Here is a 23,025-nt window from a genome sequence, read left to right as displayed (position 1 = left end):
TAACCCGGCCTGGTCAAAGCCAGACTTGGTAGCCCGTTGACTTGTCGAAGAGCCGGCGCGTGGTGATCCCCGCCCCGGCGATCCAAAGAACCGAGTCGTCCTCGGCTGCCTGGTCCACAACGCCGGTAGCCACGTGTTCCCCGAGCAGCCATACCTCCACGGTATGGCCCGTCAGCCGTGCCCAGTCCTTGCGAAGGCCGCGCTTGGTGCCGGAAGCGCCCTCTTTTGTCTTCGGGCCGCTGCTGCCGGAGGCTGGCATTTCCACGGATACGCACAGGTTCAAGAATTTCCTCCATCACTGGCACGGGTGCCGCCGCGTCATCGGGGCACCTTCTGATATTGCTTTGATATATCAGGAGCAGAACCCAGTATGTTGCAGGTCACATTGCCTGTCAACGGACGGCCGCGAGGGTCCAGACATTGGGCCCGGACCTGGTGGCGAGCCCTAGGCGGCGAAGAGCGCCCCGCGGACGGCGCGCTCGAAGCCGCTGACGTGCACCCTGGCCAGCTCGGCGGCCTTTTCCTCGTCCCCACCTATGACGGCGCGCAGCAGGTCAAGGTGCTCACGGACATGCAAGGACAGGTCGGGAAGGCGGTCTATGACCATGCACCAGATCCTGGTGGCGAGGTTGTCGTACCGCACCAGGATGTCTTCGAGGTGCGGGTTGGCAGCAGCAGCGTAGATCCCCTGGTGCACGCGGGCGTCCAGCCGGAGGGTTTCGGTTACCGAGGCGGCGCCGGCGTCGAAGCCTTCAACGTCCTCGAGGATTGCCTGCAGCTGTGCCCTGACAGCCTGGGTGGCCACCCGGGCGGCGCGGGCTGCAGCCAACGGCTCCAGCTGGGCGCGGATTTCGGAGATGAACGAAAGGTCCGTGACGTCCACCCGCGTGGCGAACGTGCCCCGCCGCGGGTAGGTGATGACCAGGCGGTCCAGCTCCAGGCGTTTCAGCGCCTCACGCACGGGAGTACGGCCGACGCCCAGTGATTTGGCCAGCACCTCGTCATTGAGCAGCTCCCCCGGCTTGATGTCCAGCACCAGGAGCCGGTCCCGAATGCTCTCGTATGCGACGTCGGCGAGGGACTTCCTGCTGCCCACATCCGCCACTGCCAAGCTTTCCAAAGCCATGCCAGGACCTTTCCCGAGCTGAAAAATAGCTATTGACCTTCCCCACCGCCCAGTATACGCTGAGGTCCAATCTAATATATCAGTTTGCGACTTTGGAATATATCTAGAAGGAGGAGGGACATGACCCTCATGGAAACAGAGACATCAGCCACCGCACTGGCGGCACCCGTGCAGGAGCAGGCGCAGAAGTTCGTACTCACACTGTCGTGCGGCGAACGCGCAGGAATCGTGCAGGCCGTGACCACCTTCCTGTTCGAGCGCGGCTTCAACATCGACGAGCACCAGCAGTTCGACGACAGCCTGCGGGAAACGCTGCACCTGCGCACCGCGTTTTCCGGCTCACCGGCCTACACCCCGGACACGCTCGAAGAAGAGTTCCGTCCCATCGCCGACCGCTTCGACATGAAGTTCAGCTTCCACGACCAGACCAAGCAGCGCGTCCTGGTGATGGTGTCCAAGTTCGGGCACTGCCTCAACGACCTCATCTTCCGCTGGCGCGGCGGCAGCCTCGGCGGAGACCTCGTGCTGGTGGTGTCCAACCACGAAACGCACCGGGCCATGGCGGAGGCCGCCGGGCTGCCCTTCATCCACATCCCGGTGACGCCTGAGAGCAAGGATGACGCGGAGCGTCGGCTGCTTGAGCTGGTGGAGGAGCACAACGTGGACCTGGTAGTCCTGGCCAGGTACATGCAGGTGCTCTCCGACGACCTGTGCCGGGCGCTGGAGGGACGGGCCATCAATATCCACCACTCATTCCTCCCCGGCTTCAAGGGTGCCCGGCCCTACCACCAGGCCTACGACCGCGGCGTCAAGCTGGTTGGCGCCACCGCGCACTATGTCACCGCGGACCTGGACGAGGGCCCGATCATCGAGCAGGAAGTCATCCGGGTGGACCACACCTACGGCCCCAGCCAGCTGTCCACCGTGGGCCAGGACGCCGAGGCACTCGCCCTCTCCCGCGCGGTGCGCTGGCACTGCCAGCACCGCGTCCTGCTGGACCAGACCAGCACCGTGGTGTTCCGGTAGCCCGCCGTGCCCGCAGCAAAAGACTTAGACACGAACACCAGCAGGAGTAAGCACATGGAATCGTCGCCACGCATTGTCATCATCGGAGCCGGGATCGTCGGCACGAACCTCGCCGACGAACTCGTCACCAGGGGCTGGAACAACATCACTGTCCTGGACCAGGGCCCCCTCAACATGCCCGGCGGATCCACCTCGCACGCCCCCGGCCTGGTCTTCCAGACCAACCCGTCGAAGTCGATGGCACTGTTCGCCAAATACACGGTTGAGAAGCTCTTGTCCCTGACCGAGGACGGCGTCAGCTGCTTCAACCAGGTGGGCGGGCTGGAAGTCGCCACGACAGAGACGCGCCTTACCGACCTCAAGCGGAAACTCGGGTATGCAGCGTCCTGGGGCATTGAAGGATCCATCCTTTCCCCCGCGGAATGCAAGGAGCTCTACCCCCTGCTGAACGAGGAGGAAATCCTCGGCGGACTCCACGTTCCCAGCGACGGACTGGCCAGCGCAGCCCGTGCCGTGCAGCTGCTGATCAAACGGACCGAGGCCGCGGGTGTGAAGTACCTGGGCAACACCGCCGTCACCGGCATCGAGCAGTCCGGCCGCCGGGTTACCGGCGTGCAGACGTCCGACGGCGTAATCCCCGCTGACATCGTGGTGTCCTGTGCCGGGTTCTGGGGAGCCAAGATCGGTGCCATGATCGGCATGTCCGTGCCACTCCTCCCGTTGGCCCACCAGTACGTCAAGACCACACCGGTGCCGGCCCAGCAGGGCCGGAACGAACTGCCGAACGGCGCCACGCTGCCGATCCTCCGCCACCAGGACCAGGACCTCTACTACCGCGAGCACGGCGACCGGTACGGCATCGGCTCCTACGCGCACCGGCCGATGCCCGTGGACCTCGACGAACTGGCCAGCTTCGAGCCCGGTACCATCAGCGAACACAACATGCCGTCCCGGCTGGACTTCACGGTCGAGGACTTCCTCCCGGCCTGGGAAGCCACCAAGCAGCTGCTTCCGGCGCTGGGCGAAAGCGAGATTGAGGACGGCTTCAACGGCATCTTCTCCTTCACCCCCGACGGCGGTTCACTCGTAGGCGAGTCCAAGGAACTGGACGGCTTCTTTGTCGCAGAGGCCGTGTGGGTTACCCACTCTGCAGGCATTGCCCGCGCTGTGGCCGAACTCCTGACCACCGGCAAGTCCGGGATCGACCTGGGTGACTCCGATATCCACCGCTTCGAGGAAGTGCAACTGACGCCGGAATACGTCAGCGAGACGTCCCAGCAGAATTTTGTGGAGATCTACGACGTCCTCCACCCGCTCCAGCCCAAGCTTTCGCCACGCAACCTGCGGGTCAGCCCCTTCCATGCCCGCCACAAGCAGTTGGGCGGGTACTTCCTGGAGGGCGGCGGATGGGAGCGCCCGTACTGGTTCGAGGCCAACGCCGAGCTCCTCAAGGAGATGCCTGCCGACTGGCAGCCGCCGGCCCGGGATGCCTGGTCCGGAATGTTCAGCTCCCCCATCGCGGCGGCCGAAGCGTGGAAGACGCGCACCGCCGTCGCCATGTATGACATGACCCCGCTCAAGCGCCTCGAAATCTCGGGCCCCGGCGCCCTCAAGCTCCTCCAGGAGCTGACGACGGCGGACCTCAACAAGAAGCCGGGCGCGGTCACCTACACCCTCCTGCTGGACCATGCCGGCGGCATCCGGAGCGACATCACCGTGGCCCGGCTGAGCGAGGACACGTTCCAGCTGGGTGCCAACGGCAACATCGACACCGCCTACTTCGAGCGGGCCGCACGGCACCAGACGGAAAGCGGATCAGCACAAGACTGGGTCCAGGTGCGTGACACCACCGGCGGCACCTGCTGCATCGGCCTCTGGGGTCCGCTGGCACGCGACCTCGTCAGCACAGTCAGCAGCGATGACTTCTCCAACGATGGCCTGCGCTACTTCCGGTCCAAGAACGTGGTCATCGGCGGCGTGCCCGTCACGGCCATGCGCCTGTCCTATGTAGGAGAACTGGGCTGGGAGCTGTACACCAGCGCGGACAACGGCCAGCGGCTGTGGGATGCGCTGTGGAAGGCAGGCCAGCCGTTCGGTGTCATCGCCGCCGGCCGTGCAGCCTTCAGCTCGCTCCGCCTGGAGAAGGGCTACCGCTCCTGGGGTACGGACATGACCACCGAGCACGATCCTTTCGAAGCCGGCCTGGGATTCGCCGTCAAGATGGCCAAGGACAACTTCGTCGGAAAGGCCGCACTGGAAGGGCGCACGGAGGAAAACTCCGCACGGCGCCTGCGCTGCCTGACAGTCGACGACGGCCGGAGCATTGTGCTGGGCAAGGAACCGGTGTTCTACAAGGACCAGGCAGTGGGCTACGTTACCAGCGCCGCTTACGGCTACACGGTGGCCAAGCCGATTGCCTACGCCTACCTGCCCGGGACCGTTTCCGTGGGTGACTCGGTGGAAATCGAGTACTTCGGGCGGCGCATAGTGGCCACCGTTACCCAGGATCCGCTGTACGACCCCACCATGACCCGGCTGCGCGGTTAGCCATGACCAGCACGGATACGGCCGGCACAGCGACCATCAGTTCGGAAACCATCAGCAGCTACCTCACCCGGCTTGCCTCGCGCCAGCCCACTCCGGGCGGCGGCGCGGCAGCTGCGCTCCACGCCGCACAGGGCGCTGCCTTGGTGGCCATGGTGGCCAGGTACTCCACCGGCGCGAAATACGAGCAGCACGCTGCCCTGGTGCAGCGGATCACGGAAGGTTCCGAAGGCCTGCTGGCCGAGGCGCTGCGCCTGGCGGATGCGGACGAAGCTGCCTTCCAGGGAGTCATCGACGCCTACAAGCTCTCCTCGGAAACGGAGGAGCTCAAGGCGGCCCGGACAGCAGCCATCCAGGAAGCCCTCGTCCTGGCGGCCCGGACCCCGGCCCGGCTCATCGCCGTTGCCGGATCGGTGGTGGAGCTCGCAACGGAGCTGTTCGACGTCGCCAATGCCAACGTCATCAGTGATATTGCCGCAGCAGCCGATGCCGCCAGGGCAGCGGCAACCACCGCACGGGTCAACATCGACATCAATGTGGTGGCCGTCAAGGACCCGGCCGCGCGCGCGCAGCTTGGCCAGGAGACGGACGGCCTCGAGGACAAAGTGGTGCTGGCCGCCGACTCCCTCGTTTCCCGGGTACGTGAAAGGATCCTCCGTTGAGCACTGTGACATTGTCAGGCAAGGAACTCGCCGGCATCATCCGGCAACGGGTCCAGGACGAAGCCCGGTCCCTGGAACACGACGGCGTGCGGCCCGTACTGGCCGTGGTCATGGCCACCGATGACGAATCGACCAAATGGTACGTCCGTTCGATCGAGCGTGCGGCCGAACGGGCCGGCATCGGGTGCCGGATCGTCGACCTCGGCCACGATGCCACCGAACAGGTCCTGGCCAGCGTCCTGCGGGACCTGAGCGCGGAGCCGTCCGTGAGCGGCATCATCCTGCAGACCCCGCTCCCCGAAGATGTCCGGACGGATGCCCTGGTGGGCCTCATCGCACCCGAAAAGGACATCGACGGGGCCAATCCCCTCAGCCTTGGCCGCCTTGCCGTGGGCCAGCCGGCCTTCGCGCCTGCTACCGCCCGGGCCGTCGTCGAAATCCTCAGCCACTACCGCATCCCGGTGGCGGGCCGGAACGTCGTCGTTGTGGGCCGCTCGGCTGTGGTGGGAAAACCGCTGTCCCTCCTCCTGCTCGAGCGCGACGCCGCCATCACCGTCTGCCATTCGAGGTCCGGACCGCTCGAAAAGTACACGAAGGATGCGGATGTGGTGGTGGTGGCAGCCGGGCGGACAGGTTTGCTGACCGGCAGCCATGTCTCCGCCGGGACAGTAGTGGTGGACGTCGGCACCAACGTCCTTCCCGACGGTTCCCTGGTGGGCGATGTGGACGAGGCAAGCGTGAGCGGGGTTGCGGCCGCGCTCACACCCGTCCCGGGCGGGGTGGGTTCGGTCACTACCGCGCTGCTGCTCCTCCATACAGTCGAGGCAGCGCGGCTGCAGTCGCCGTTGCTGGTCCTGGAAGCCGCGGGCTGACGCAGCGGCGAAAGGACCGCAAGGGCAGCTGACCCCACATCCAAACAAGGACCTGATGGTCCCGTTATCCGTAACTGGTGCTTCGGTGGGCCTAAAACCTGGGGAGGTATTCCTCATCGAAGCACCGCTTTCGGACAACGGGGCCATTGCCCTGTCCGGCCGGTTCCGGCGTATGTCACAACAGGAAAGGAGCAGCGATGCTCACTACCGAATTCGTGGCCGGTCCGCCGGCCGCGCCCGATCGGCCCGAAGGTGCGCATTCCGGCCATGCAACGCAGTCCTGGGCGGGCGCGCGGCAGCTGGCGTTCAATTGCGCCCGCCCGCTCGTGGCCGTCAGCGTTCCCTTGGCGGAAGCCGCGGGTCGTGTCCTGAACCGCGATGTCCTCGCATCGCAGGACCTTCCGCACTATGCGTCCTCCGCCATGGACGGCTGGGCTGTCAACGGTGCGGGCCCCTGGCTCCTTCCGGATCAGCAGCAGCCGGCACACATGGAAACCGCATCGGCACTTGTTGGGCCCTTGGCACCGAACCACGCGAGGGTCATTGCCACTGGCGGGCTGGTTCCGCCGGGCGCCGAAGCCGTCCTCCGCAAGGAGAGCGGCAACGTCGTCTCCGGACCGCGCGGGAACCCCGTCCTTTCCGTCGGTTCCGGCGCCCGGCCCGGCGAACCCCGCCGCGGCCAGCACATCCGGCCCGCGGGCGAGGAGGCCCTGGCGGGTGATGTCCTCCTGCCGGCTGGCACTGTCCTGAACCCGGCGCACATCGCCCTCGCGGCTGCGGCCGGCCTTGATCACGTCGAGGTCCGGGCCCGGCCGGCAGTCGCCGTCGTCCTTACCGGCTCCGAAGTGGTGACGCACGGAAGCCCGGGCCCGGGGCAGGTGAGGGATTCGTTCGGCCCGCAACTCGGCACCGTTGTTTCACTGCTGGGCGGCATTGCCTGCAGCCCGGTGCGGATCGGCGATTCCTTCAGCGAATGGCGTTCCGCCCTGGACGCCTCGGCCATGCCCGCCGGACAGGCCAATGTCGTTATCACGACCGGCGGCACCGGGAAGTCCGGCACCGACCATTTCCGGGCTGCCATCGGCTCCCTGGGCGGGCGCCTGCTGCTGGACGGCATCGCCATGCGCCCCGGCCATCCGGCAGTGCTGGCTGAGCTCCCTGACGGCCGCTTCGTGGCCGGGCTGCCGGGCAATCCCCTCGCCGCCATGATGGCGCTCCTGACCGTCGGAGCCCCGCTGCTTGCTGCCCTGGGAAGCCAGCCGATGCCCGCAGCGCACAACGTCCTGTCCGGCAGCGACATTGCTCAGGACCAGGGCCGGACCCGCCTTATCCCCTGCAGGTTCCTGTCCGGGCTGTCCTTTCCTGTCCAGCACACGGGACCGGGCATGATGCGAGGGCTGGCATGGGCGGAGGGCGTCATGGCGGTTCCCCCGGCCGGCGTGGAGTCCGGACAACCCGTTCCCGTCCTTCCCCTGCCCTGGAACCAGGCCATGGATACGACCTATGACACGACCCGCCGAGGATGGAGCATTCCATGACCCGCATGACCCAGCGCCGGAAGATTCACCGCTTCTATCTGGACGGCTCGGCCACGGAGTACCCCGTGCGGTTCAAGGAAGACGTCCTGGCCGCCGAGGAACCCCTGGAAATCCGCCTGAACGGCCGCTCATTCGCCGTCACCATGCGGACGCCGGGAGACGATTTCGACCTGGTGGCCGGCTTCCTCGTTTCAGAAGGCATAATCCGCCACGGGTCGGAACTGAGCTCGCTGCGGTTCTGCGCGGGCAGGAACGGCGACACCCAGACCTTCAACGTCGTGGACGCGCAGCTGGGGCCGGACGTTCCGATGCCGGACACCATGCGGCACGTGTACACCTCAAGCTCGTGCGGCATCTGCGGGACCGAGTCCATCGATGCCGTCCGTAAGACCATCCACTTCGACCCCGCCCAGGACAGGCTGCGGATCCCCGTTGACGTCCTGGCAGGACTGCCGGAGAAGCTGCGGGAAGCCCAGGCAGTGTTCGACAAAACTGGTGGCGTCCATGCCGCCGGCCTGTTCCGGGTGGACGGGACCGAAGCGGAGCTGCTGTGCCTCCGCGAGGACGTTGGGCGCCACAATGCGGTGGACAAGGTGGTGGGCTGGGCCCTCCGGCAGGGGCTCCTGCCGTTGCGCGGCACCGTATTGCAGGTGTCCGGGCGCGCATCGTTCGAACTCGTCCAAAAGGCGGCCCTGGCGGGGATTCCGGTCCTGTCCGCTGTCAGCGCACCCTCCAGTCTGGCCGCCGACCTGGCCGCCGGAACGGGCGTGACCCTGGTGGGCTTCAGCCGCGGGCACAGCCTGAACGTCTACGCAGGCCGGGAACGGCTGGACCGCCCCGCTACGGCGGTCCGGCAGGAAAGCACCGTCTAGCATCCCGCGCGGGACGCGCTTCTTCACTTCCAGGACCGAGGCCTACGCCGCTGAATCGGCGCGCAGGAACGCCCTCCCGGCATCATGGCTGCACCATTACGGTCACCACAGGCCCACACCGCTGGTGCGATGTGTGCGTGCGGCCGCGCGTTCACCCTCAAAGGCGGGCCAGCAGTTCGAGCCCCTTTTGGTCCTCGGCTGCTGCTTGACTGACTGATTTTCCCGTCAGCAGCTCTGCCCCCCTAATCAATGCCCCTAGCGACACGCACAAAAGGGGGAGGTCGGTGCCGAGGTTCAAGAAGCGCCACAGCTTACCGTTGGCCCATCATCCTTCGTGACATCGACGCGAACGTGACACGTTTTGCTGGAGGAACCGTGACAACGTCCAACCCTACGCGGCTGCTCGTGCTTTCGCTGACAGTCGTTGCCGGCCTGGTCCTTACTGCTTCCGTCGCGGAACCCGTCCAGCCACCACTACCTTCCCGGCCTGTCAACGCTGTTCCCGGGACGGCTCCGGCAAAGATCACCGCCGGCGCGCCGGCGCTTGCAGACATAAGTATGCGCACCGCAGGTGCGGCCCCCACGGCGGCAAGCTGGCAATACATCACTGGTGCGGGGACTTTCAATACCAGGCTGGACGCACGCCTCTTGGGGATTCTGGACGCCAGAGCGGGCGGCCGTCATGAGCCTTCAGCGCAGAACAGCACCACGGCACCGATGGGTAATGGATTGACGGTCACCCACGAGGTGGTGCTGGCCACCGGAAATATCGTGGGTTCCCGGTTCGTGCAGGCATACATGGACGGGGGCGTCCGGACCGGCTACGCCGAAGAAATCACTTACGAGGACCTCAGCACCGGCGCCGTCTCGGGAAGCGCCGACCTGGTCCACGCCCAAGAGATCCCCACGCTGCGCACCATGATCCGCGAGGTGCCCTTTCCCGCTGCCCCACACGCCGTTGACCAGGGACCGATGACGCGGGCTACCGAACAGGCCAGCGCCCCACCGGCAAGCCCGGCGCCGGGTGCTGGGCCCATTCCGGATGCCGAGTTACTCTCGGCAGTCACGTTCACACCGGCAGGGCAAATCAGCATCACGCTTAGCCGGCATCCAGATACCGGCTCCACACTTGCTGATCCCATGACCGTCATCCTCAGCGCTGAGGCCACCGGCAAGGTCCTGTCGCCGGCTGGCCAGGCACTTCGAGGGCATGTAATTGCCGGTACGCCGTTCAGCGGCCCCGCACCTGTGCCCGGCCGTGCTGACCACATCAACTGCGACATCGTTCCCTGCGCTGCATTGACCTACGATGACGGGCCGAATGACCAGACGACCAGGCTCCTGCAGATCCTTGATCAGCACAAGGTGAAAGCCACGTTTTTCCAGCAAGGCGTGTACGTCAATTCCCACCCGCACATTGCCAAGGCGGTAGCCGACGCGGGGCACACGATAGCAAACCATACGATGAGCCACCCATACCTGACCAAGCTTTCAGCCGCCGGAATTGCACGGGAGATCCAGGGCGCACAGGCGGCCATTGAAAGGGCGGCGGGCGTGGTGCCGCCCTACGTGCGTCCACCGTATGGTGCAACGAACGCCGGTGTTGCCGCTTCCGTTGGACTTCCGCAGATCACCTGGGATGTTGATTCCATGGACTGGCAATCGCGGAACAAATCCGTCTATATCGCGCGGATCATGGGGTTGGTCAAACCCGGGTCAATCATCCTGCAACACGACGTCCATGCCGCAACCGTCGATGGCCAGGACAGGCTCATCACGCAGCTCAAAGGCAGGGGCTACTACCTGGTGACCCTGCCGCAGCTTTTCGCGGGGATCGAGCTGAAGCCCGGGGCGACGTACAAGTGTCGCGGAACGGCACCAGGCTGCGTCCCCGCTCGCTGACAGATTGTCCTGCTCCAACGCCGGGAAGGGGCGGCAACACTCCGGTGACCCTGCCCGCTGTTGTTGGCGTACGAACGGACCGGCGGCATTTCCTCCCCCGGTTGCAGGCTTACGGCGCGGCGCTGGTGTGCTTGGCCAGGAAGTCAATAGTCCTGTCGCGTGCCTCCCGGGCCTCGGCATAATCGAGGTGGAACTGATATTCATGGGGCAACGACGGTTCATGGTGTGCCGGCCAGAACAGTTCCGTCACCGGGACACCTTGCGCCTTTAGACGGGTGCTGTAGGGGATGGACTGCAGCCAGGTCAGTCCATCCCCGTTCCCGCCACTGATAAAAGTGGGCGGGAAGTCACCGGTGACGAATTCGATGCTGGACATGCTGCTGCCGGCGTATGTCTCGGACCAGTTCTTTGTCCCCGTGTAGGCCCACAGAGCAGTCTTGAATCCCCAGGCGGTTATCCCGCTGAGGTCGGCCATGGCCTGGAGATCATAGACTCCGCAGTACAGGATCGTGGCGGCCAACTCGTTTTTCTCCAGCGCCGGTTTTATGCCCATGAGTGCGGCGTACTCTGGATTTACCGTCAGGGTGGCCAGCTGGCTGGCAAGTTGCGCTCCTGCGGAATCTCCAGCCAGGACGATGTGGTCAGAATCGACACGCAGTTCTGCCGCATGTTCCTTGATGTAGGCCAGGGCCTCGTTGAGGTGTTCGATCGCGGCCGGGTAGGTGCTCTCGGGAGCGATCGGGTAATTGACTCCGATAGTGGTGTAGCCCTCTGCTGCCAGGATGCGGAGGTAGGGTTCAACATCCTGCTGGTTACCTGATATCCAGGCACCTCCGTGGATCCACACAATCGTCGGCAGAGGTCCGGTGGCACTCGTTGGGGAGAAGACGTCGATTGTCGCATCCGCGTTGTAGGCAACCCCTGTACGGGTCCTTAAGGGCGTATCGGGAACATGGGGAGTCATTTCCCGGATGGTGGCCTGCGCTCCCCGTTCAAAGACACTTCGGATCAGGAGGGCTGAGGGCCATGGGGTCGCGGAAAGAACGGTAAGAACGGCCAGTGCCAGCAGGACTGCCGTGTCGGTCTTCCTGAAGCGAAGACGCTTCTTTGCCCAGCTCATTTTCCCGGACACTGGTGCGCCCTTGATGTTTTCCAGCGATAACGGCTGTTGACTGCCGGCTTCCGGCGAATCCAATGGCCCCATCACACGATCCCCCCATACGTGTCATCAGAATGTTAGGGCCAGACTATGCCACTGGACAGCACCAACGATGCCTACGATGTCCGGTTTGTCCTCAGCAATACGCAGCGCCACCGCGGCTTCGCGCTGCTCCTTCGAAACGAAGTGCCCGTGAACATGAAACTGCGCCCCGAAAGTTGGCACCGAATTTGAGTCCAATTTTCGGGGCGCAGTCCATTGGGCCAGGCCTTTCCGTTGCCTGCTTCCATGTCTCTGCCTGGGATGCCCGGAGGGCTTAGGAGGCCCCCGCGGCGGCAAGTGCCGCCGGGGCGGCGCTGACCACAGGCGTGCCGATGCTGCGGCGCCATTTGGCGAAAAGCCGAGGCTGGTTCATTGCCAGTACCGCCAGTGGGGTGTCGCCCTGGTAGTAGACCGCAAGGAAGCTGTGCTGCTCCGGATCGCCGGCTTCTATCGCAAGCCGGTCATAGCCTGCGGAGTGGCCTGCAAACTGGATTTTTACGCCGTGCTGGTCGGACCAGAAGTAGGGCGGCTTCAGGGGTTGCTGTGGCGCGCCGTCGTCGAGCAGCGCCTGGACGGCGAGCGCGGCACGCTCCAAAGCTCCGGTCCAGTGTTCAACGCGGCGGTGCCTGCCAAGGCCAGCCTCGAACCAGGCAGCACAGTCTCCGACTGCCACGATGCCCGGGACATTGGTGCGTCCCATGGAATCACACACCACGCCGTCGCGAAGCTCAACGCCGGAGCCGTCCAGCCACTCCACGTTGGGCTCGGCACCGATGCCCACAACAACGACGTCGGCGGGCAGGCGGCGTCCATCCGAGAGCCGGACGGCGGTGACCTGCCCGTCGGACGTGTCGAACGAGTCGATCGCCACGCCGCAGACCAGGTTGACCCCATTGGCGGTGTGCAGCCGGGCCACCGTGGCTCCCATGTCGCCGCCCAGCTGGGCGGTGAACGGGAGGGGGTTGTTGTTGATCATGGTGACGTCCATGCCGCGCGATGCCGCGACTGAGGCAGCCTCCGCGCCGATGAAGCCGGCCCCGATAATGACCATGCGGTTCCCGGGAACCAGCCTGGGTGCGAGGTTCTCCGCGTCCGCGATGGTGCGCAGGTAGGAAACGTTGTCCAACCCTTCAAGGGCGGGGAGCCTGCGGCAGCGGGCTCCCGTGGCAATAACAATGCCATCTGCCGCCACGGACCGGCCGTCCGAGAGCTCAATGGTCCGACTGGGAGCGTGCAGCCCTACAGCACCGACACCGAGAACCCATTCGGCCTCGAGTCCGTCGTCGGCTGATTCCAGGAAGAGGTCCTCGGCCGTGATGGCACCCAGCAGGAAGTCCTTGGAAAGCGGAGGCCTGTCGTACGGGCGGTGCTGTTCATCGCCAATGATGACCAGCCGTCCCGCGAAGCCCTGAGCGCGGGCGGCCCGGGCGGCCGACAGGCCTGCCAGCGAGGCTCCCACGATCGCAAGCGTCTGCATTGTTTTCCCTTTCAGTCGCTTTCTACGCAACATGAATCGCGATAAGCAACAGCGTGACCCACGCCACGGAGCCTGTCAAGGGATGCGGCCTGTACTACGAAATACCTTGACTTTGAGTGTGGCCTGGTTCACTCTGTTGCTTAGCGCGAGTTTTGTTGATTCTTGCGGAACACCTCCCCCAGGGGCCTCCCGGCCCCCGACAGCGACCACGATCCTCAATCGAAGAGGTGCAACATGCACAAGGCCTGCCCCCCACAGCCCGTTCTCCAGCGCGACTCTTCGGCTTGATATCCAACCCCAAGCGCATGACTCGCCGAGCAAAGGACCCGCTCATGGCCATCAACAGTGAAATAAAATCCCCGCAACCCAAGAAACCGTCGGCGGGCAGCGATCCGCTGCCCGATCCCGGCCTTCCGGACTCGGCCAAGACGGCGTCAGCCGACCCGGCCGAGGAAGAAACCACCGTCCTGCCCGAAACGGAGGAGTACGAGCAGATCCTGGAGGAACTGCGCCAGACCAAAACCGAGCAGGCCGTCTCCGAACGCCGCAACCGCAAGCTCATCCTGGACAAGACCACCTTCGGGATCACGGGCGCCATCGCCGTCGCCTTCGTGATCTGGGGGTTCGTTGGCAAGGACAGCCTTTCCACCACGTCGAAAGACGCCCTCAACTGGGTGATGGAATACACCGGCTGGCTCTTCATGGTCCTTGCCTCCCTGTTCGTTGCCTTCGTCCTGTGGCTGGCCTTGGGCAAGTTCGGAAACATCCCCCTCGGCAAGGACGGCGAAAAGCCCGAATTCCGGACCGTCTCCTGGGTGGCGATGATGTTCGCCGCGGGCATGGGCATTGGCCTCATGTTCTACGGCGTGGCAGAGCCGCTCTACCACTTCATCACTCCCCCGCCCGGCACCGTGGACGGCCGCACGCCGGCCGCCATCCAGACGGCGATGGCCACGTCCATCTTCCACTGGACCCTGCACCCCTGGGCCATGTACGCGGTGGTGGGAATTGCCATGGCCTACGGCACTTACCGTTTGGGCCGCAAGCAGCTGATCTCGGCTGCCTTCACGTCCCTCTTCGGCATCCGGACGGTGGAGGGGCCGGTGGGGAAGTTCATCAACATCCTCGCCATCTTCGCCACGCTCTTCGGTACTGCCGCTTCGCTGGGCCTCGGAGCACTCCAAATCGGCAGCGGCCTGTCCTCCAACGGCTGGATGGGCGAGGTCGGAACCCCGGTCCTGGTGGCCATCGTAGCGATCCTGACAGCATGCTTCGTGGCCTCTGCGGTGTCCGGCATCAGCCGCGGCATCCAGTGGCTGTCCAACATCAATATGGTCCTGGCCGTCATCCTGGCCTTGATCGTCTTCATCGCCGGGCCCACGTTGTTCATCCTCAACCTCATTCCGGCTGCCGTGGGCGACTACGCCCGTGACCTCGCCGAAATGTCCTCCCGGACCGAGGCGGTAGGCGACGAAGCGCTGAGGACCTGGATGTCCGGCTGGACCATCTTCTACTGGGCATGGTGGATTTCCTGGACGCCCTTCGTAGGGATGTTCATCGCCCGCATCAGCCGCGGCCGGACCATCCGGCAGTTCGTCACGGGCGTCCTGCTGGTTCCGAGCATCGTCAGCGTGATCTGGTTCGGCATCTTTGGCGGCACGGCGTTCAACATCCAGCAGGAAGCCGACAAAGCGAACCTGCCGGGGCTCATGACGGTCACGGACGGGACAGCCAGCATCGATTTCGACGGCGCCCTCTTCAACCTGGTCAAGAACCTGCCGCTGCCTGCCTGGCTCACCGCAGCTGTCATCGTCCTGGCCATGGTCCTGGTTGCCATCTTCTTCATCACGGGGGCCGACTCGGCATCCCTGATCATGTCATCACTGAGCTCCAACGGTTCCTCCGAGCCGAAACGCGGCCTGGTCATTTTCTGGGGCACGCTGACCGGGGCAGTTGCGGCAGTCATGCTGCTGGCAGGCGGCGACGAGCCCTCCGAAGCCTTGTCCGGCCTGCAGAGGATCACCATCGTGGCGGCGCTGCCGTTCGTCCTCGTCATGCTGCTGCTCTGTTTCGCCCTGGCCAAGGACCTGCGCCGGGACCCCCTCTCCCTGCGCCGCCGCCTTGCCACCTCCGTGGTGGAGCGGGCCATCCGCACCGGAGTGGAACAGCACCGCGGCGTCCAGTTCGACCTCGTGACCCGGCATGAATGCGCCGAATCCTGCCCCGACCCTGAGTCCTGCCCGGGCGGAAGCGCGGGTCCGGAGACCGACAAGAAATAGCCAGTGCTTCTGGCCCCGGTGACCACCGGGGCCAGAAGCATTTAACCCCTATCCCAGGACGGACCATCCTAGGGCTATTCGCCGTTCAGCACCACCTCGTAGGCCTCCACGCGCCGGTCCGTCACCGTGGTGGGGGACTCCAGGTGCACGGCCCCGGACGGCAGGATGCCGGCCCCGCCGGACCGCTCCATGACCTGCCACTGGGCCAGGACGTCCTCTCCGGCATGCTCGGCCGGCAGGTCCGGCCAGAACGTGAACCCGCCGGCGTCGTTCAGCGCTTCCCGCCGGTACAGCACGCAGCCGCCCAGCCACGCCACCCGGTACGGCATCCACTCCCCCGGCTGCAGGGACAGTTCGGCGCTGAGGTGGCTGAGGTTGGCCGCGTTGTGGAGGGGCCAGCGTTCGAAGCCGGGTGCGCCCGGGCGGATGCGCTCCGGTGCCACCTGTTCCTCCCAAGCTTCGAATCGGGCCGTCTGTTCAGGGCGCCTGTCATTCAGGTAGGACAGTCCCTGCGGTGCCATTCCGACAAAGCCGCACCCCAGCCCATCCAGCGCCCTGCTCAGCCGCGCCAGCGCGCCCGGTTCCAGCCAGACGTCGTCGTCAAGGAAAAGGCATTGGTCCGCGGTGGACTGCTCCAGCAGGAACTGGCGGTGCTCGGCCAGCCCGCGCCGCGGCAGATGGCGGAGCAGCGTGACCTGTGTCCCCTGGGCTTCCAGGACCCGGACCATGGCGGCAGCGGCGGGGTGCTCCCACCCCGGTTCCCCGGCTGACTGGTCGCTGATCACGACGGCGAACGCAGGCTCCGCTTGTCCGGCAAGCCCGGCGAGGGTAACAGCGAGCTCAGCCGGGCGGTTACAGGTGGGCACCAGCACGTCCACTGCCACCTGCGCGGGAATACCGGCGGGGCGGGCCCATTGTTCTGACGATCTCCTGATCACAACTCCTCCTGGCGCCGGCCGGCCGTGCCGGCCGCTGGCGGATTGGTTTCCCTGTGTTCTTTACCCAGCCCGCATCGATGTATGCCCTCGGCACGGCAAGGCCCCCGCCCCAGCATCTCGAAGCGTCGAGCAAGCGGGGCGAGGGCCCTTTGCCTGTACCGGAACTCTTTGTCCAAGGAGCCGTCTCTAGGCGGTTAGCCGGCGTCGAAGCTTTCGCCGCCGCCGTCCTTGGGAGACTCGTCCTGCGGAAGGTCGTCGCCGCTGCCGTCCGGGATGCCGGCCGCTTCCTGCCCGGACTCCGAGGAGACCGGCGCAGAACCCTTGGAGTCATCGTTCTGATCGTTGATCTCGGCCTCCCCCGAAGGAAGGTCCATATCGTGGGGAACCGGCTCGGTGCCGGCACCGGGCTGCGGTGCATTGGTGTCGGCACCGCCGGCCGCCTGGCTGGCCGGAGACGCGCCGCCGGCGCCCTGGCTTCCCCCCATCTCCTGCTCGGCGGTTGGGGTTCCGTATCCGCCGGGATCCGACTCGGGCTGGGCCTGCTGGTTTTCCTGCGTCATGGTTCCTCCTGTTGGGTTGTGGTTGGAATGGTCTTGAGGGGCTGTTCCACCGGCTAGAGCCCTTTGCCGCCGGTGACCGGAAGTACTGCCCCGGAGATGTAGGAGCCGTCCTCGGAGGCCAGCAGCACGTAGGCCGCGGCGAGCTCGGCGGGCTGCCCGGCGCGCTCCAGGGGCGTGTCCTGGCCGAACTTGGGGAGCTTGTCCGGCCATTCGGTGGCCGGGATCAGCGGGGTCCAGATAGGGCCGGGAGCCACTGCGTTGACACGGATGCCCTTGGGGCCGAGTTCCTGGGCCAGGGCTTTGGTGAACGCGACCTGTGCCGCCTTGGTCATGGCGTAATCGATGAGGCCCGGCGAGGGGTTGAACGCCTGGATCGATGCCGTCGTGATGATGGAGGCGCCGGCTTTCAGGTGCGGAACGGCGGCCCGCGCACTCCACAGCAGGGAGTACAGATTGGTCTTGAAGACCCGGTCAAATTCTTCCGTGGGGAGGGTCTCCAGGCTCTCGCGGTTCTTCTGGTAGGCCGCGTTCAGCACAACGATATCCAGGCGGCCGAACTCGGACACCGTTTCCTCCACGATCCGGGTGCTGAACTCCTCATCCCGCCCGTCCCCGGCGAACAGGAGCGCGCGCCGCCCAGCCTTTCTGATCCAGTCTGCGGTGTCCTGGGCGTCGTCTTCCTCCTCGGGAAGATAGGAAATGGCGACGTCGGCTCCTTCGCGGGCGAACGCAATGGCCGCCGCCTTGCCAATCCCCGAATCGCCGCCGGTGATAAGCGTTGCCTTGCCTTCCAGCTTGGCGTGGCCCTCGTAGCTGAGCTCACCATGGTCCGGCTTGGGGTCCATGGGCGCCGTGAGGCCCGGCTGCTTTTGTTCCTGCTCCGGGAACGGGCCCGAGTGGTAGCCGCCCCGGGGGTCTTTTGGCTGGTCTGTTTGCTTCTCTGTGCCGCTCATAGTCCGCCTCGCTGTGTCGGTGCCGCAGTGCCGGTTGCCGAAGGCCGCGCCGGAGCGCCGGCCCTTCGAAGCTATCCCGGCCGGAGGAACAAGTCCACCGATCGGCATGAATAATCAGTAAACTTATCAAATGATGGTACGGGCGCAACGCCTGTCGAGTTTTTGGGTACGTGAGGAGTAGAAAGGGACTAGGGGCGGCCGTCGAAGGAAGGAGAGGCAATGTCCGAGGTGGAGGATTACACCGGTAGAACGGGGCGGAACGAGACCCGTGAGGAACAGCTGGACCGCAACTGGGCCGAGCTCCTGCAGGAACTCCGGGTGCTGCAGATGGGCGTGCAGATCCTGGCAGGTTTCCTGCTGACGCTTCCCTTCCAGGAACGGTTTGAAGACCTCGATGACTTCCAAGTGAACCTGTACCTCGCCAACGTGGTGGTCGCGGCCCTGACCACCGCTTTCATCCTCCTGCCCGTCAGCGTTCACAGGAGGCTGTTCAGGAAGCGGCTCAAGGAGACGCTGGTTTCCAGCGGAGACACGATTGCCAAGATAACCCTCGCCGGCATCGCGGTGCTGAGCGCCGGCACGGCCGCCCTGGTCTTCGACGTGGCCGCAGGGCGTTCGGCGGGCTTCACCGCCGGCGGGGCACTGCTGGCCTTCATGGTGGTACTCCTGGTCTACGTTCCCATCCATCTGAACAGGAAAGCGGCCGCGGGGAAGCTTGACCGGCAGGTGTGAGTCAGGAGTTCGAAAAAATGCGCAAATGGGCGAAAGAGCACGGGCTGCTCCTGGCGAATGCGGCCCTGTTCCTGGTGTTCTTCGGAGGCATGGTCCTCTCCGGAGCGGCATCCTACAGCGAGGAACAACAGGCGCACGGCGAACCCGCTGCCTCAGTCCTTCAGTTCATGGGCACGGGGGAGTTCTTCGAGGCCACGTTCGAGAACTGGGAATCCGAGTTCCTGCAGATGGCCATGTATGTGGTGCTGACAGTGTTCCTGTTCCAGAAGGGTTCATCCGAATCCAAGCCCGTGGGCAAAGAGGCCCCGCAGGATGAGGATCCCCGGCACGCGGCCATCAGGAAGGCAACACCCCTGCCGGTGAAGCGCGGCGGGTTGGTGCTCAAGGTCTATGAGCATTCGCTGTCCATCCTCCTGTTTGTACTGTTCCTGGCTTCCTTCACCGGCCATGCCCTGGGCGGCGCCGAGGCCTACAACCAGGACCAGCAAAGCCACGGCCAGCCCACGGTCACCTTCCTGCAGTACATGGGTACCAGCCGCTTCTGGTTTGAGTCCTTCCAGAACTGGCAGAGCGAGTTCCTGGCCGTCGCCGTCCTGGTGGGCGCGTCCGTCTACCTTCGCGAGAAGGGATCGCCCGAGTCCAAGCCCGTTTCCGAACCACACTACGAGACCGGCGCCTGAGCCGGTTCTCAACATCGAGAGGAACCTATGCGAACTGTCGCGAAATCTATTCTCCTGGCCCTCCTGCTCCTGGCCGCCCCGGCCCTTTCGGCAGGCGCAGCCTCAGCGGCCCCGGCGGCGCACGCCGGCCAAGGGAACGCAGTCCAGGCGGGCGCGGGATCCTTCGGAGGGGTCTGGGTGCTGGCTGGCAATACCCCCACGCCGTCCCCCGGGGATACCGCCGGCACCGGCCCTGCCAACCCCGGAACAGGCGAGTCGGCACAGAATGAGTCCACGCGGCTGGATTGGGCGCCCTGGGTCATTGGCGCCATCGCTGCAGTTACGCTCATCGTGGTGCTGATCTGGCGCCGCCGCCGCAACACCACCATCGTCGGCTAATGGATACTGGACAGCCTTTGGGGCCCGGCGGATGCGGAACGCCGGCATGATCACGTCCAATGTGGCGGACGGTGTCCACCTGATGACGCACGCCCACGTCAACTGCTATGTGATTGAGGACGACGACGGGCTGACCCTGGTGGACGCCGGCCTGCCGAGCATGTGGCCCATGCTGCTGCAACTGCTCGAGGACCGCGGCCGGCGCCCCGAGGACATCAAGGCGCTGGTGCTCACGCACGGCCACTTCGACCATGTGGGATTCGCCCTTCGGGCGCAGCAGGAGTGGGGCGTCCCGGCCCTGGTCCATCCTGCTGATTCGCACCTGGCGGCCCACCCCTACCGGTACACGCCCCAGCGCAACCGGTTCGCCTACCCCTTCACGCATCCACGCTCGCTGCCGCTCCTGGGGAGGATGGCTGCGGCCGGGGCGCTGAAGGTCAAGGGAATCTCCGCCACCCGGCCGCTGCGCGCCGGGGATGCGCTGGCCGTCCCTGGCCACCCGATGGTGGTCCACACTCCGGGCCACACTGACGGGCACTGCATTCTGCATCTGCAGGACCGGAATACCGTCCTCAGCGGCGATGCCCTGGTGACGCTGGACCCGTACACGGGCAGGCGGGGGCCGCAGATCGTGGCTTCGGCCGCCACCAAGGACACCGGCCGGGCACTGTCATCCCTGGCTGCGCTTGCGGCCACCGGTGCCGCCACCGTGCTGTCCGGCCACGGGGAGCCGTGGACCGGGGGCGCGGAGGCGGCGGTAAACCACGCACTTGGCGTGGGTGCGCACTAACGCGGGCGGGAAGCCGCCCGGGCAGCTACGCCCCTTCGAGAACCTGGCTTGTTGCCCAGGCCAGGTACTTTCCGGCGTTCGCGACGGCGTCTGCCGGGCTGGAGGCCACGTCCAGCAACTGCGCCGCGGCCACCACCCCGTGCCCGGCAAGATCCTCAAGGGTCACCAGGATCCGGCCGGCCACAACGATCACCGGAATCCCCTTTTCCCGGGCCGCGTCGGCGAGCGCGATGGGCGCCTTGCCGGTCAGGGACTGAGAATCCATGGACCCCTCGCCGGTGATCACCAGGTCTGCGCCGGACAGCTGGTCGGCAAGTCCGGTGAGTCCGGCCACCAGCGCGAAGCCGCCCTCCAGCGCGGCGCCCGTGAAGGCCAGGAGTGACGCAGGGAAGCCGCCCGCGGCGCCCGCGCCCGGCACGTTCACGTCCCGGCCCGTTGCTTCCCGCAGCACCGATGCCCAGTTGCGGAGCCCGGCGTCGAGCAGCTCAACGGCCTCCTGGTCTGCGCCTTTTTGCGGAGAGAAGACGTGCGCGGCGCCGGCCGGCCCGAAGAGTGGGTTGCGGACGTCCACGGCGATGCGGAACCTGGTGGCGGCCAGCCGGGGGTCCAGCCCGCTGGTGTCCAGCGAAACGACGTCGGCCAGGGAGCCGCCGCCCAGCGGCACCACGTTGCCGGCGGAGTCAAGCGGTTTCAGCCCGAGGGCGCGCAGGGCACCGCTGCCGCCGTCGGTCATCGCCGATCCGCCAAGCCCGAGCACGATCTCCGTGGCACCGGCGTCCAGTGCGGCCGCGATCAGCTGGCCGCAGCCGTAGCTGTGCGCGCGGAGCGCATTCTCCGGGGTGGGTTCCATGTCCGCCAAACCGGAGGCCTGCGCGGTTTCGATGACGGCTGTGATGGTGCCGTCGCCGGACTTGCGGATGGCCCAGGCTGCGCCGAGAGGGGCAAGGATGGGACCCACCACGGCGTTGAGGCGTTCCTCGTATCCGGCAGCTACTGCCGCTTCGAGAGTGCCCTCGCCGCCGTCGGCAATGGGGAATTGGGTGGCCACCGCGTCCGGGTAAACGCGCAGGGCGCCTTCCGCCATTGCGGCGGCAGCTTCGGCCGCAGTCAGGGAGCCCTTGAATTTGTCCGGAGCAATAAGGATGCGCATGGGCTCCATCATGCCAGTTGCACCCAGGAAAGCGATTGCCTGATCCGGGATGCGGACTTCGGACGCCTTAGCCCTCGCGCCATTCATGGCTGGTGATGTGAGAGCCCGCCTGCGGCCCCATCTGGAGCATGCCGCCGTCCACGGCCCAGGCTGCCCCGTTGACGTAGCTGGAAGCGGGTGAGGCCAGGAAGGCTATGACGGCGGCGATTTCCCGTGCGTCGCCGGGCCGGCCTAGCGGAACTCCGGGGCGGTCCTTTGTGGTGGGATCCTCGTCCTCCTGGCCGGTCATTGGTGTTGCGATCTCACCGGGTGCCACGGTGTTGGCGGTGATCCCGTGCGCGGCCAGTTCCAGGGCCAGGGTCTTCATGAGCCCGCCCAGCCCGTGCTTTGAGGCATCGTAGGCGGAGGAGCCCACGCGGGGCTGGAATTCGTGGACGCTGGAGACGGCAATCAGCCGCCCGCCCCTGCCGGCCTGGACCATGCGGCGGGCGGCGGCCTGCAGGCAGACGAAGGCCCCGTTAAGGTTGGTGTCCAGGGTTTGCATCCAGCGGTCCAGGTCCATGTCCAGGAACTTGGTGCTTTCCCCGGTACCGGCGTTGTTGACAAAGACGTCCACTCCGCCCAGCTCCTCCGCGAGTTCGTCGATGACGGCCGCCGCGGATCGCAGGTCGGTAGTGTCCAGCTGGCGAACGACCGCCTTGCGGCCAGCAGCCCGGATCTCCTCGGCCGTTCCCTCGGCCCCAGCCTTGTCCGAATGCCAGGTGACACCCACATCCATCCCCGCCTGGGCAAGGGCTACTGCGGTGGCCTTGCCGATTCCGGAATCGGACCCGGTGACGATGGCGGTGGCGGGTGAGAAATTGCTGGTGTCCTGCATCGCGGCAGCCTTTCGGTGGGTCAGGTGCTGGGATTGGGGTGCGTGGTCACGCGGGACGGCGAAGCTCCGGCTCGGAGCGGTAACGGCCGCTGGCCACTTCGTCCGGTTCGTCCTCCACGGCCATAAGCGGAACGGCGAAGGTGACCACCGGGCGCTCGGCGTCGTCTGCCGACCTGACCGTCAGGCTCCTGGTGCCCGGCGGCACCGAGGGGGTGAAGACCTGCAGGTTCCGCGAGCCCAGGACCGCCGAGTTTTTGAACCTGTACTCGGTGCCAAAGTGGTCCTGCAGGATGATGTTTGGCTGTGGTGCCCCTTCGGATGCCATCTGGATATTGACCACCAGCCCGGTGGCCCAGATTTCGACGGACAGGACGGTGAATTCGGTGGATTCCGTGACGTGGCTTCCGTAGGTGGGTGGCAGCAGCATGCCCCGGAGGGAGCCTGACGGTATGAGTTCTCGCATTGTTG

22 protein-coding genes are annotated in these 23,025 nt (G+C 65.8%); 12 read left to right on the top strand and 10 right to left on the bottom strand.

Annotated elements, in window-relative coordinates:
- Positions 1-13: 13 nt before the first annotated feature.
- Entirely contained in the window at positions 14-259 is a 246-nt protein-coding gene (locus AC5RUU_RS09905) for a hypothetical protein (protein ID WP_493975209.1), read from the bottom strand.
- Between the two features lie 186 nt (positions 260-445).
- Positions 446-1,126 carry a GntR family transcriptional regulator gene (locus AC5RUU_RS09900; RefSeq protein ID WP_493975037.1) on the bottom strand — a complete coding sequence of 227 codons (681 nt, stop codon included), beginning with the start codon at positions 1,124-1,126 and terminating at the stop codon, positions 446-448.
- Between the two features lie 120 nt (positions 1,127-1,246).
- Here AC5RUU_RS09900 and purU point away from each other — a divergent pair, with 120 nt between their 5' ends.
- The 7 genes from purU (at position 1,247) to AC5RUU_RS09865 (ending at position 10,542) form a co-directional block, all read left to right on the top strand.
- Positions 1,247-2,152: a formyltetrahydrofolate deformylase gene (gene purU / locus AC5RUU_RS09895; RefSeq protein ID WP_493975036.1), complete on the top strand. Its 906-nt coding sequence runs from the start codon at positions 1,247-1,249 to the stop codon at positions 2,150-2,152.
- 54 nt (positions 2,153-2,206) lie between these two features.
- Entirely contained in the window at positions 2,207-4,699 is a 2,493-nt protein-coding gene (locus AC5RUU_RS09890; RefSeq protein WP_493975035.1) for a GcvT family protein, read from the top strand.
- A 2-nt stretch (positions 4,700-4,701) separates the two neighbouring features.
- Complete coding sequence (locus tag AC5RUU_RS09885) at positions 4,702-5,358, top strand: cyclodeaminase/cyclohydrolase family protein (protein WP_493975034.1); 657 nt, start codon at positions 4,702-4,704, stop codon at positions 5,356-5,358.
- On the top strand, positions 5,355-6,230 hold the full coding sequence (locus tag AC5RUU_RS09880; protein WP_493975033.1) for a bifunctional 5,10-methylenetetrahydrofolate dehydrogenase/5,10-methenyltetrahydrofolate cyclohydrolase: 876 nt from the start codon (positions 5,355-5,357) through the stop codon (positions 6,228-6,230). Before AC5RUU_RS09885 ends, AC5RUU_RS09880 begins: the two co-directional genes overlap by 4 nt.
- A gap of 197 nt (positions 6,231-6,427) precedes the next feature.
- Positions 6,428-7,768: a molybdopterin molybdotransferase MoeA gene (locus AC5RUU_RS09875; protein ID WP_493975032.1), complete on the top strand. Its 1,341-nt coding sequence runs from the start codon at positions 6,428-6,430 to the stop codon at positions 7,766-7,768.
- Positions 7,765-8,640 carry a formate dehydrogenase accessory sulfurtransferase FdhD gene (gene fdhD / locus AC5RUU_RS09870; protein WP_493975031.1) on the top strand — a complete coding sequence of 292 codons (876 nt, stop codon included), beginning with the start codon at positions 7,765-7,767 and terminating at the stop codon, positions 8,638-8,640. Before AC5RUU_RS09875 ends, fdhD begins: the two co-directional genes overlap by 4 nt.
- Before the next feature lie 375 nt (positions 8,641-9,015).
- Complete coding sequence (locus AC5RUU_RS09865; RefSeq protein WP_493975030.1) at positions 9,016-10,542, top strand: polysaccharide deacetylase family protein; 1,527 nt, start codon at positions 9,016-9,018, stop codon at positions 10,540-10,542.
- 109 nt (positions 10,543-10,651) lie between these two features.
- On the opposite strand, the gene AC5RUU_RS09860 is transcribed toward AC5RUU_RS09865, so the two are convergent.
- On the bottom strand, positions 10,652-11,506 hold the full coding sequence (locus AC5RUU_RS09860) for an alpha/beta hydrolase (RefSeq protein ID WP_493975029.1): 855 nt from the start codon (positions 11,504-11,506) through the stop codon (positions 10,652-10,654).
- Positions 11,507-12,017: 511 nt separating this feature from the next.
- Complete coding sequence (locus tag AC5RUU_RS09855; RefSeq protein ID WP_493975028.1) at positions 12,018-13,220, bottom strand: NAD(P)/FAD-dependent oxidoreductase; 1,203 nt, start codon at positions 13,218-13,220, stop codon at positions 12,018-12,020.
- A gap of 332 nt (positions 13,221-13,552) precedes the next feature.
- Between AC5RUU_RS09855 and AC5RUU_RS09850 the strand changes: the two genes are divergently transcribed.
- A complete protein-coding gene (locus AC5RUU_RS09850) occupies positions 13,553-15,499 on the top strand; it encodes a BCCT family transporter (protein ID WP_493975027.1) in 1,947 nt (648 codons plus the stop codon).
- Between the two features lie 74 nt (positions 15,500-15,573).
- On the opposite strand, the gene AC5RUU_RS09845 is transcribed toward AC5RUU_RS09850, so the two are convergent.
- From AC5RUU_RS09845 to AC5RUU_RS09835, 3 genes are all read right to left on the bottom strand, one after another.
- Positions 15,574-16,437: a glycosyltransferase family 2 protein gene (locus AC5RUU_RS09845; protein ID WP_493975026.1), complete on the bottom strand. Its 864-nt coding sequence runs from the start codon at positions 16,435-16,437 to the stop codon at positions 15,574-15,576.
- Positions 16,438-16,631: 194 nt separating this feature from the next.
- Complete coding sequence (locus AC5RUU_RS09840) at positions 16,632-16,997, bottom strand: hypothetical protein (RefSeq protein ID WP_493975025.1); 366 nt, start codon at positions 16,995-16,997, stop codon at positions 16,632-16,634.
- A 53-nt stretch (positions 16,998-17,050) separates the two neighbouring features.
- Positions 17,051-17,950, bottom strand: coding sequence for an SDR family oxidoreductase (locus AC5RUU_RS09835; RefSeq protein WP_493975024.1), 900 nt, complete (start codon positions 17,948-17,950; stop codon positions 17,051-17,053).
- A 219-nt stretch (positions 17,951-18,169) separates the two neighbouring features.
- Between AC5RUU_RS09835 and AC5RUU_RS09830 the strand changes: the two genes are divergently transcribed.
- From AC5RUU_RS09830 to AC5RUU_RS09815, 4 genes are read left to right on the top strand one after another with little or no spacing between them, the layout of a single operon-like run.
- Positions 18,170-18,682, top strand: a complete 513-nt coding sequence (locus AC5RUU_RS09830; protein ID WP_493975023.1) for a DUF6328 family protein — start codon at positions 18,170-18,172, stop codon at positions 18,680-18,682.
- 17 nt (positions 18,683-18,699) lie between these two features.
- On the top strand, positions 18,700-19,362 hold the full coding sequence (locus AC5RUU_RS09825; RefSeq protein WP_493975022.1) for a DUF6766 family protein: 663 nt from the start codon (positions 18,700-18,702) through the stop codon (positions 19,360-19,362).
- A 27-nt stretch (positions 19,363-19,389) separates the two neighbouring features.
- Positions 19,390-19,740, top strand: coding sequence for a LuxR family transcriptional regulator (locus AC5RUU_RS09820; protein WP_493975021.1), 351 nt, complete (start codon positions 19,390-19,392; stop codon positions 19,738-19,740).
- A 46-nt stretch (positions 19,741-19,786) separates the two neighbouring features.
- Complete coding sequence (locus AC5RUU_RS09815; RefSeq protein WP_493975020.1) at positions 19,787-20,530, top strand: MBL fold metallo-hydrolase; 744 nt, start codon at positions 19,787-19,789, stop codon at positions 20,528-20,530.
- A 25-nt stretch (positions 20,531-20,555) separates the two neighbouring features.
- On the opposite strand, the gene AC5RUU_RS09810 is transcribed toward AC5RUU_RS09815, so the two are convergent.
- From AC5RUU_RS09810 to AC5RUU_RS09800, 3 genes are all read right to left on the bottom strand, one after another.
- Complete coding sequence (locus tag AC5RUU_RS09810; RefSeq protein WP_493975019.1) at positions 20,556-21,680, bottom strand: glycerate kinase; 1,125 nt, start codon at positions 21,678-21,680, stop codon at positions 20,556-20,558.
- A 67-nt stretch (positions 21,681-21,747) separates the two neighbouring features.
- Complete coding sequence (locus AC5RUU_RS09805; RefSeq protein ID WP_493975018.1) at positions 21,748-22,557, bottom strand: SDR family oxidoreductase; 810 nt, start codon at positions 22,555-22,557, stop codon at positions 21,748-21,750.
- Between the two features lie 46 nt (positions 22,558-22,603).
- A complete protein-coding gene (locus AC5RUU_RS09800; protein WP_493975017.1) occupies positions 22,604-23,020 on the bottom strand; it encodes a hypothetical protein in 417 nt (138 codons plus the stop codon).
- Positions 23,021-23,025: the final 5 nt, after the last annotated feature.

The sequence above is a fragment of the Arthrobacter sp. K4-10C genome (genome assembly GCF_059090085.1).
This window is presented reverse-complemented; position numbering and strand designations above follow the sequence as displayed.

Bases quoted from the DNA above. Each gene is read 5' to 3' on its own strand.
- AC5RUU_RS09805 (WP_493975018.1), bottom strand. From the start codon at position 22,557: ATGCAGGACACCAGCAATTTCTCACCCGCCACCGCCATCGTCACCGGG.
- AC5RUU_RS09820 (WP_493975021.1), top strand. From the start codon at position 19,390: ATGCGAACTGTCGCGAAATCTATTCTCCTGGCCCTCCTGCTCCTGGCC.
- fdhD (WP_493975031.1), top strand. From the start codon at position 7,765: ATGACCCGCATGACCCAGCGCCGGAAGATTCACCGCTTCTATCTGGAC.
- purU (WP_493975036.1), top strand. From the start codon at position 1,247: ATGACCCTCATGGAAACAGAGACATCAGCCACCGCACTGGCGGCACCC.
- AC5RUU_RS09835 (WP_493975024.1), bottom strand. From the start codon at position 17,950: ATGAGCGGCACAGAGAAGCAAACAGACCAGCCAAAAGACCCCCGGGGC.
- AC5RUU_RS09875 (WP_493975032.1), top strand. From the start codon at position 6,428: ATGCTCACTACCGAATTCGTGGCCGGTCCGCCGGCCGCGCCCGATCGG.
- AC5RUU_RS09885 (WP_493975034.1), top strand. From the start codon at position 4,702: ATGACCAGCACGGATACGGCCGGCACAGCGACCATCAGTTCGGAAACC.
- AC5RUU_RS09855 (WP_493975028.1), bottom strand. From the start codon at position 13,220: ATGCAGACGCTTGCGATCGTGGGAGCCTCGCTGGCAGGCCTGTCGGCC.
- AC5RUU_RS09830 (WP_493975023.1), top strand. From the start codon at position 18,170: ATGTCCGAGGTGGAGGATTACACCGGTAGAACGGGGCGGAACGAGACC.
- AC5RUU_RS09825 (WP_493975022.1), top strand. From the start codon at position 18,700: ATGCGCAAATGGGCGAAAGAGCACGGGCTGCTCCTGGCGAATGCGGCC.
- AC5RUU_RS09905 (WP_493975209.1), bottom strand. From the start codon at position 259: ATGCCAGCCTCCGGCAGCAGCGGCCCGAAGACAAAAGAGGGCGCTTCC.
- AC5RUU_RS09840 (WP_493975025.1), bottom strand. From the start codon at position 16,997: ATGACGCAGGAAAACCAGCAGGCCCAGCCCGAGTCGGATCCCGGCGGA.
- AC5RUU_RS09800 (WP_493975017.1), bottom strand. From the start codon at position 23,020: ATGCGAGAACTCATACCGTCAGGCTCCCTCCGGGGCATGCTGCTGCCA.
- AC5RUU_RS09850 (WP_493975027.1), top strand. From the start codon at position 13,553: ATGGCCATCAACAGTGAAATAAAATCCCCGCAACCCAAGAAACCGTCG.
- AC5RUU_RS09810 (WP_493975019.1), bottom strand. From the start codon at position 21,680: ATGCGCATCCTTATTGCTCCGGACAAATTCAAGGGCTCCCTGACTGCG.
- AC5RUU_RS09900 (WP_493975037.1), bottom strand. From the start codon at position 1,126: ATGGCTTTGGAAAGCTTGGCAGTGGCGGATGTGGGCAGCAGGAAGTCC.
- AC5RUU_RS09890 (WP_493975035.1), top strand. From the start codon at position 2,207: ATGGAATCGTCGCCACGCATTGTCATCATCGGAGCCGGGATCGTCGGC.
- AC5RUU_RS09815 (WP_493975020.1), top strand. From the start codon at position 19,787: ATGATCACGTCCAATGTGGCGGACGGTGTCCACCTGATGACGCACGCC.
- AC5RUU_RS09860 (WP_493975029.1), bottom strand. From the start codon at position 11,506: ATGACTCCCCATGTTCCCGATACGCCCTTAAGGACCCGTACAGGGGTT.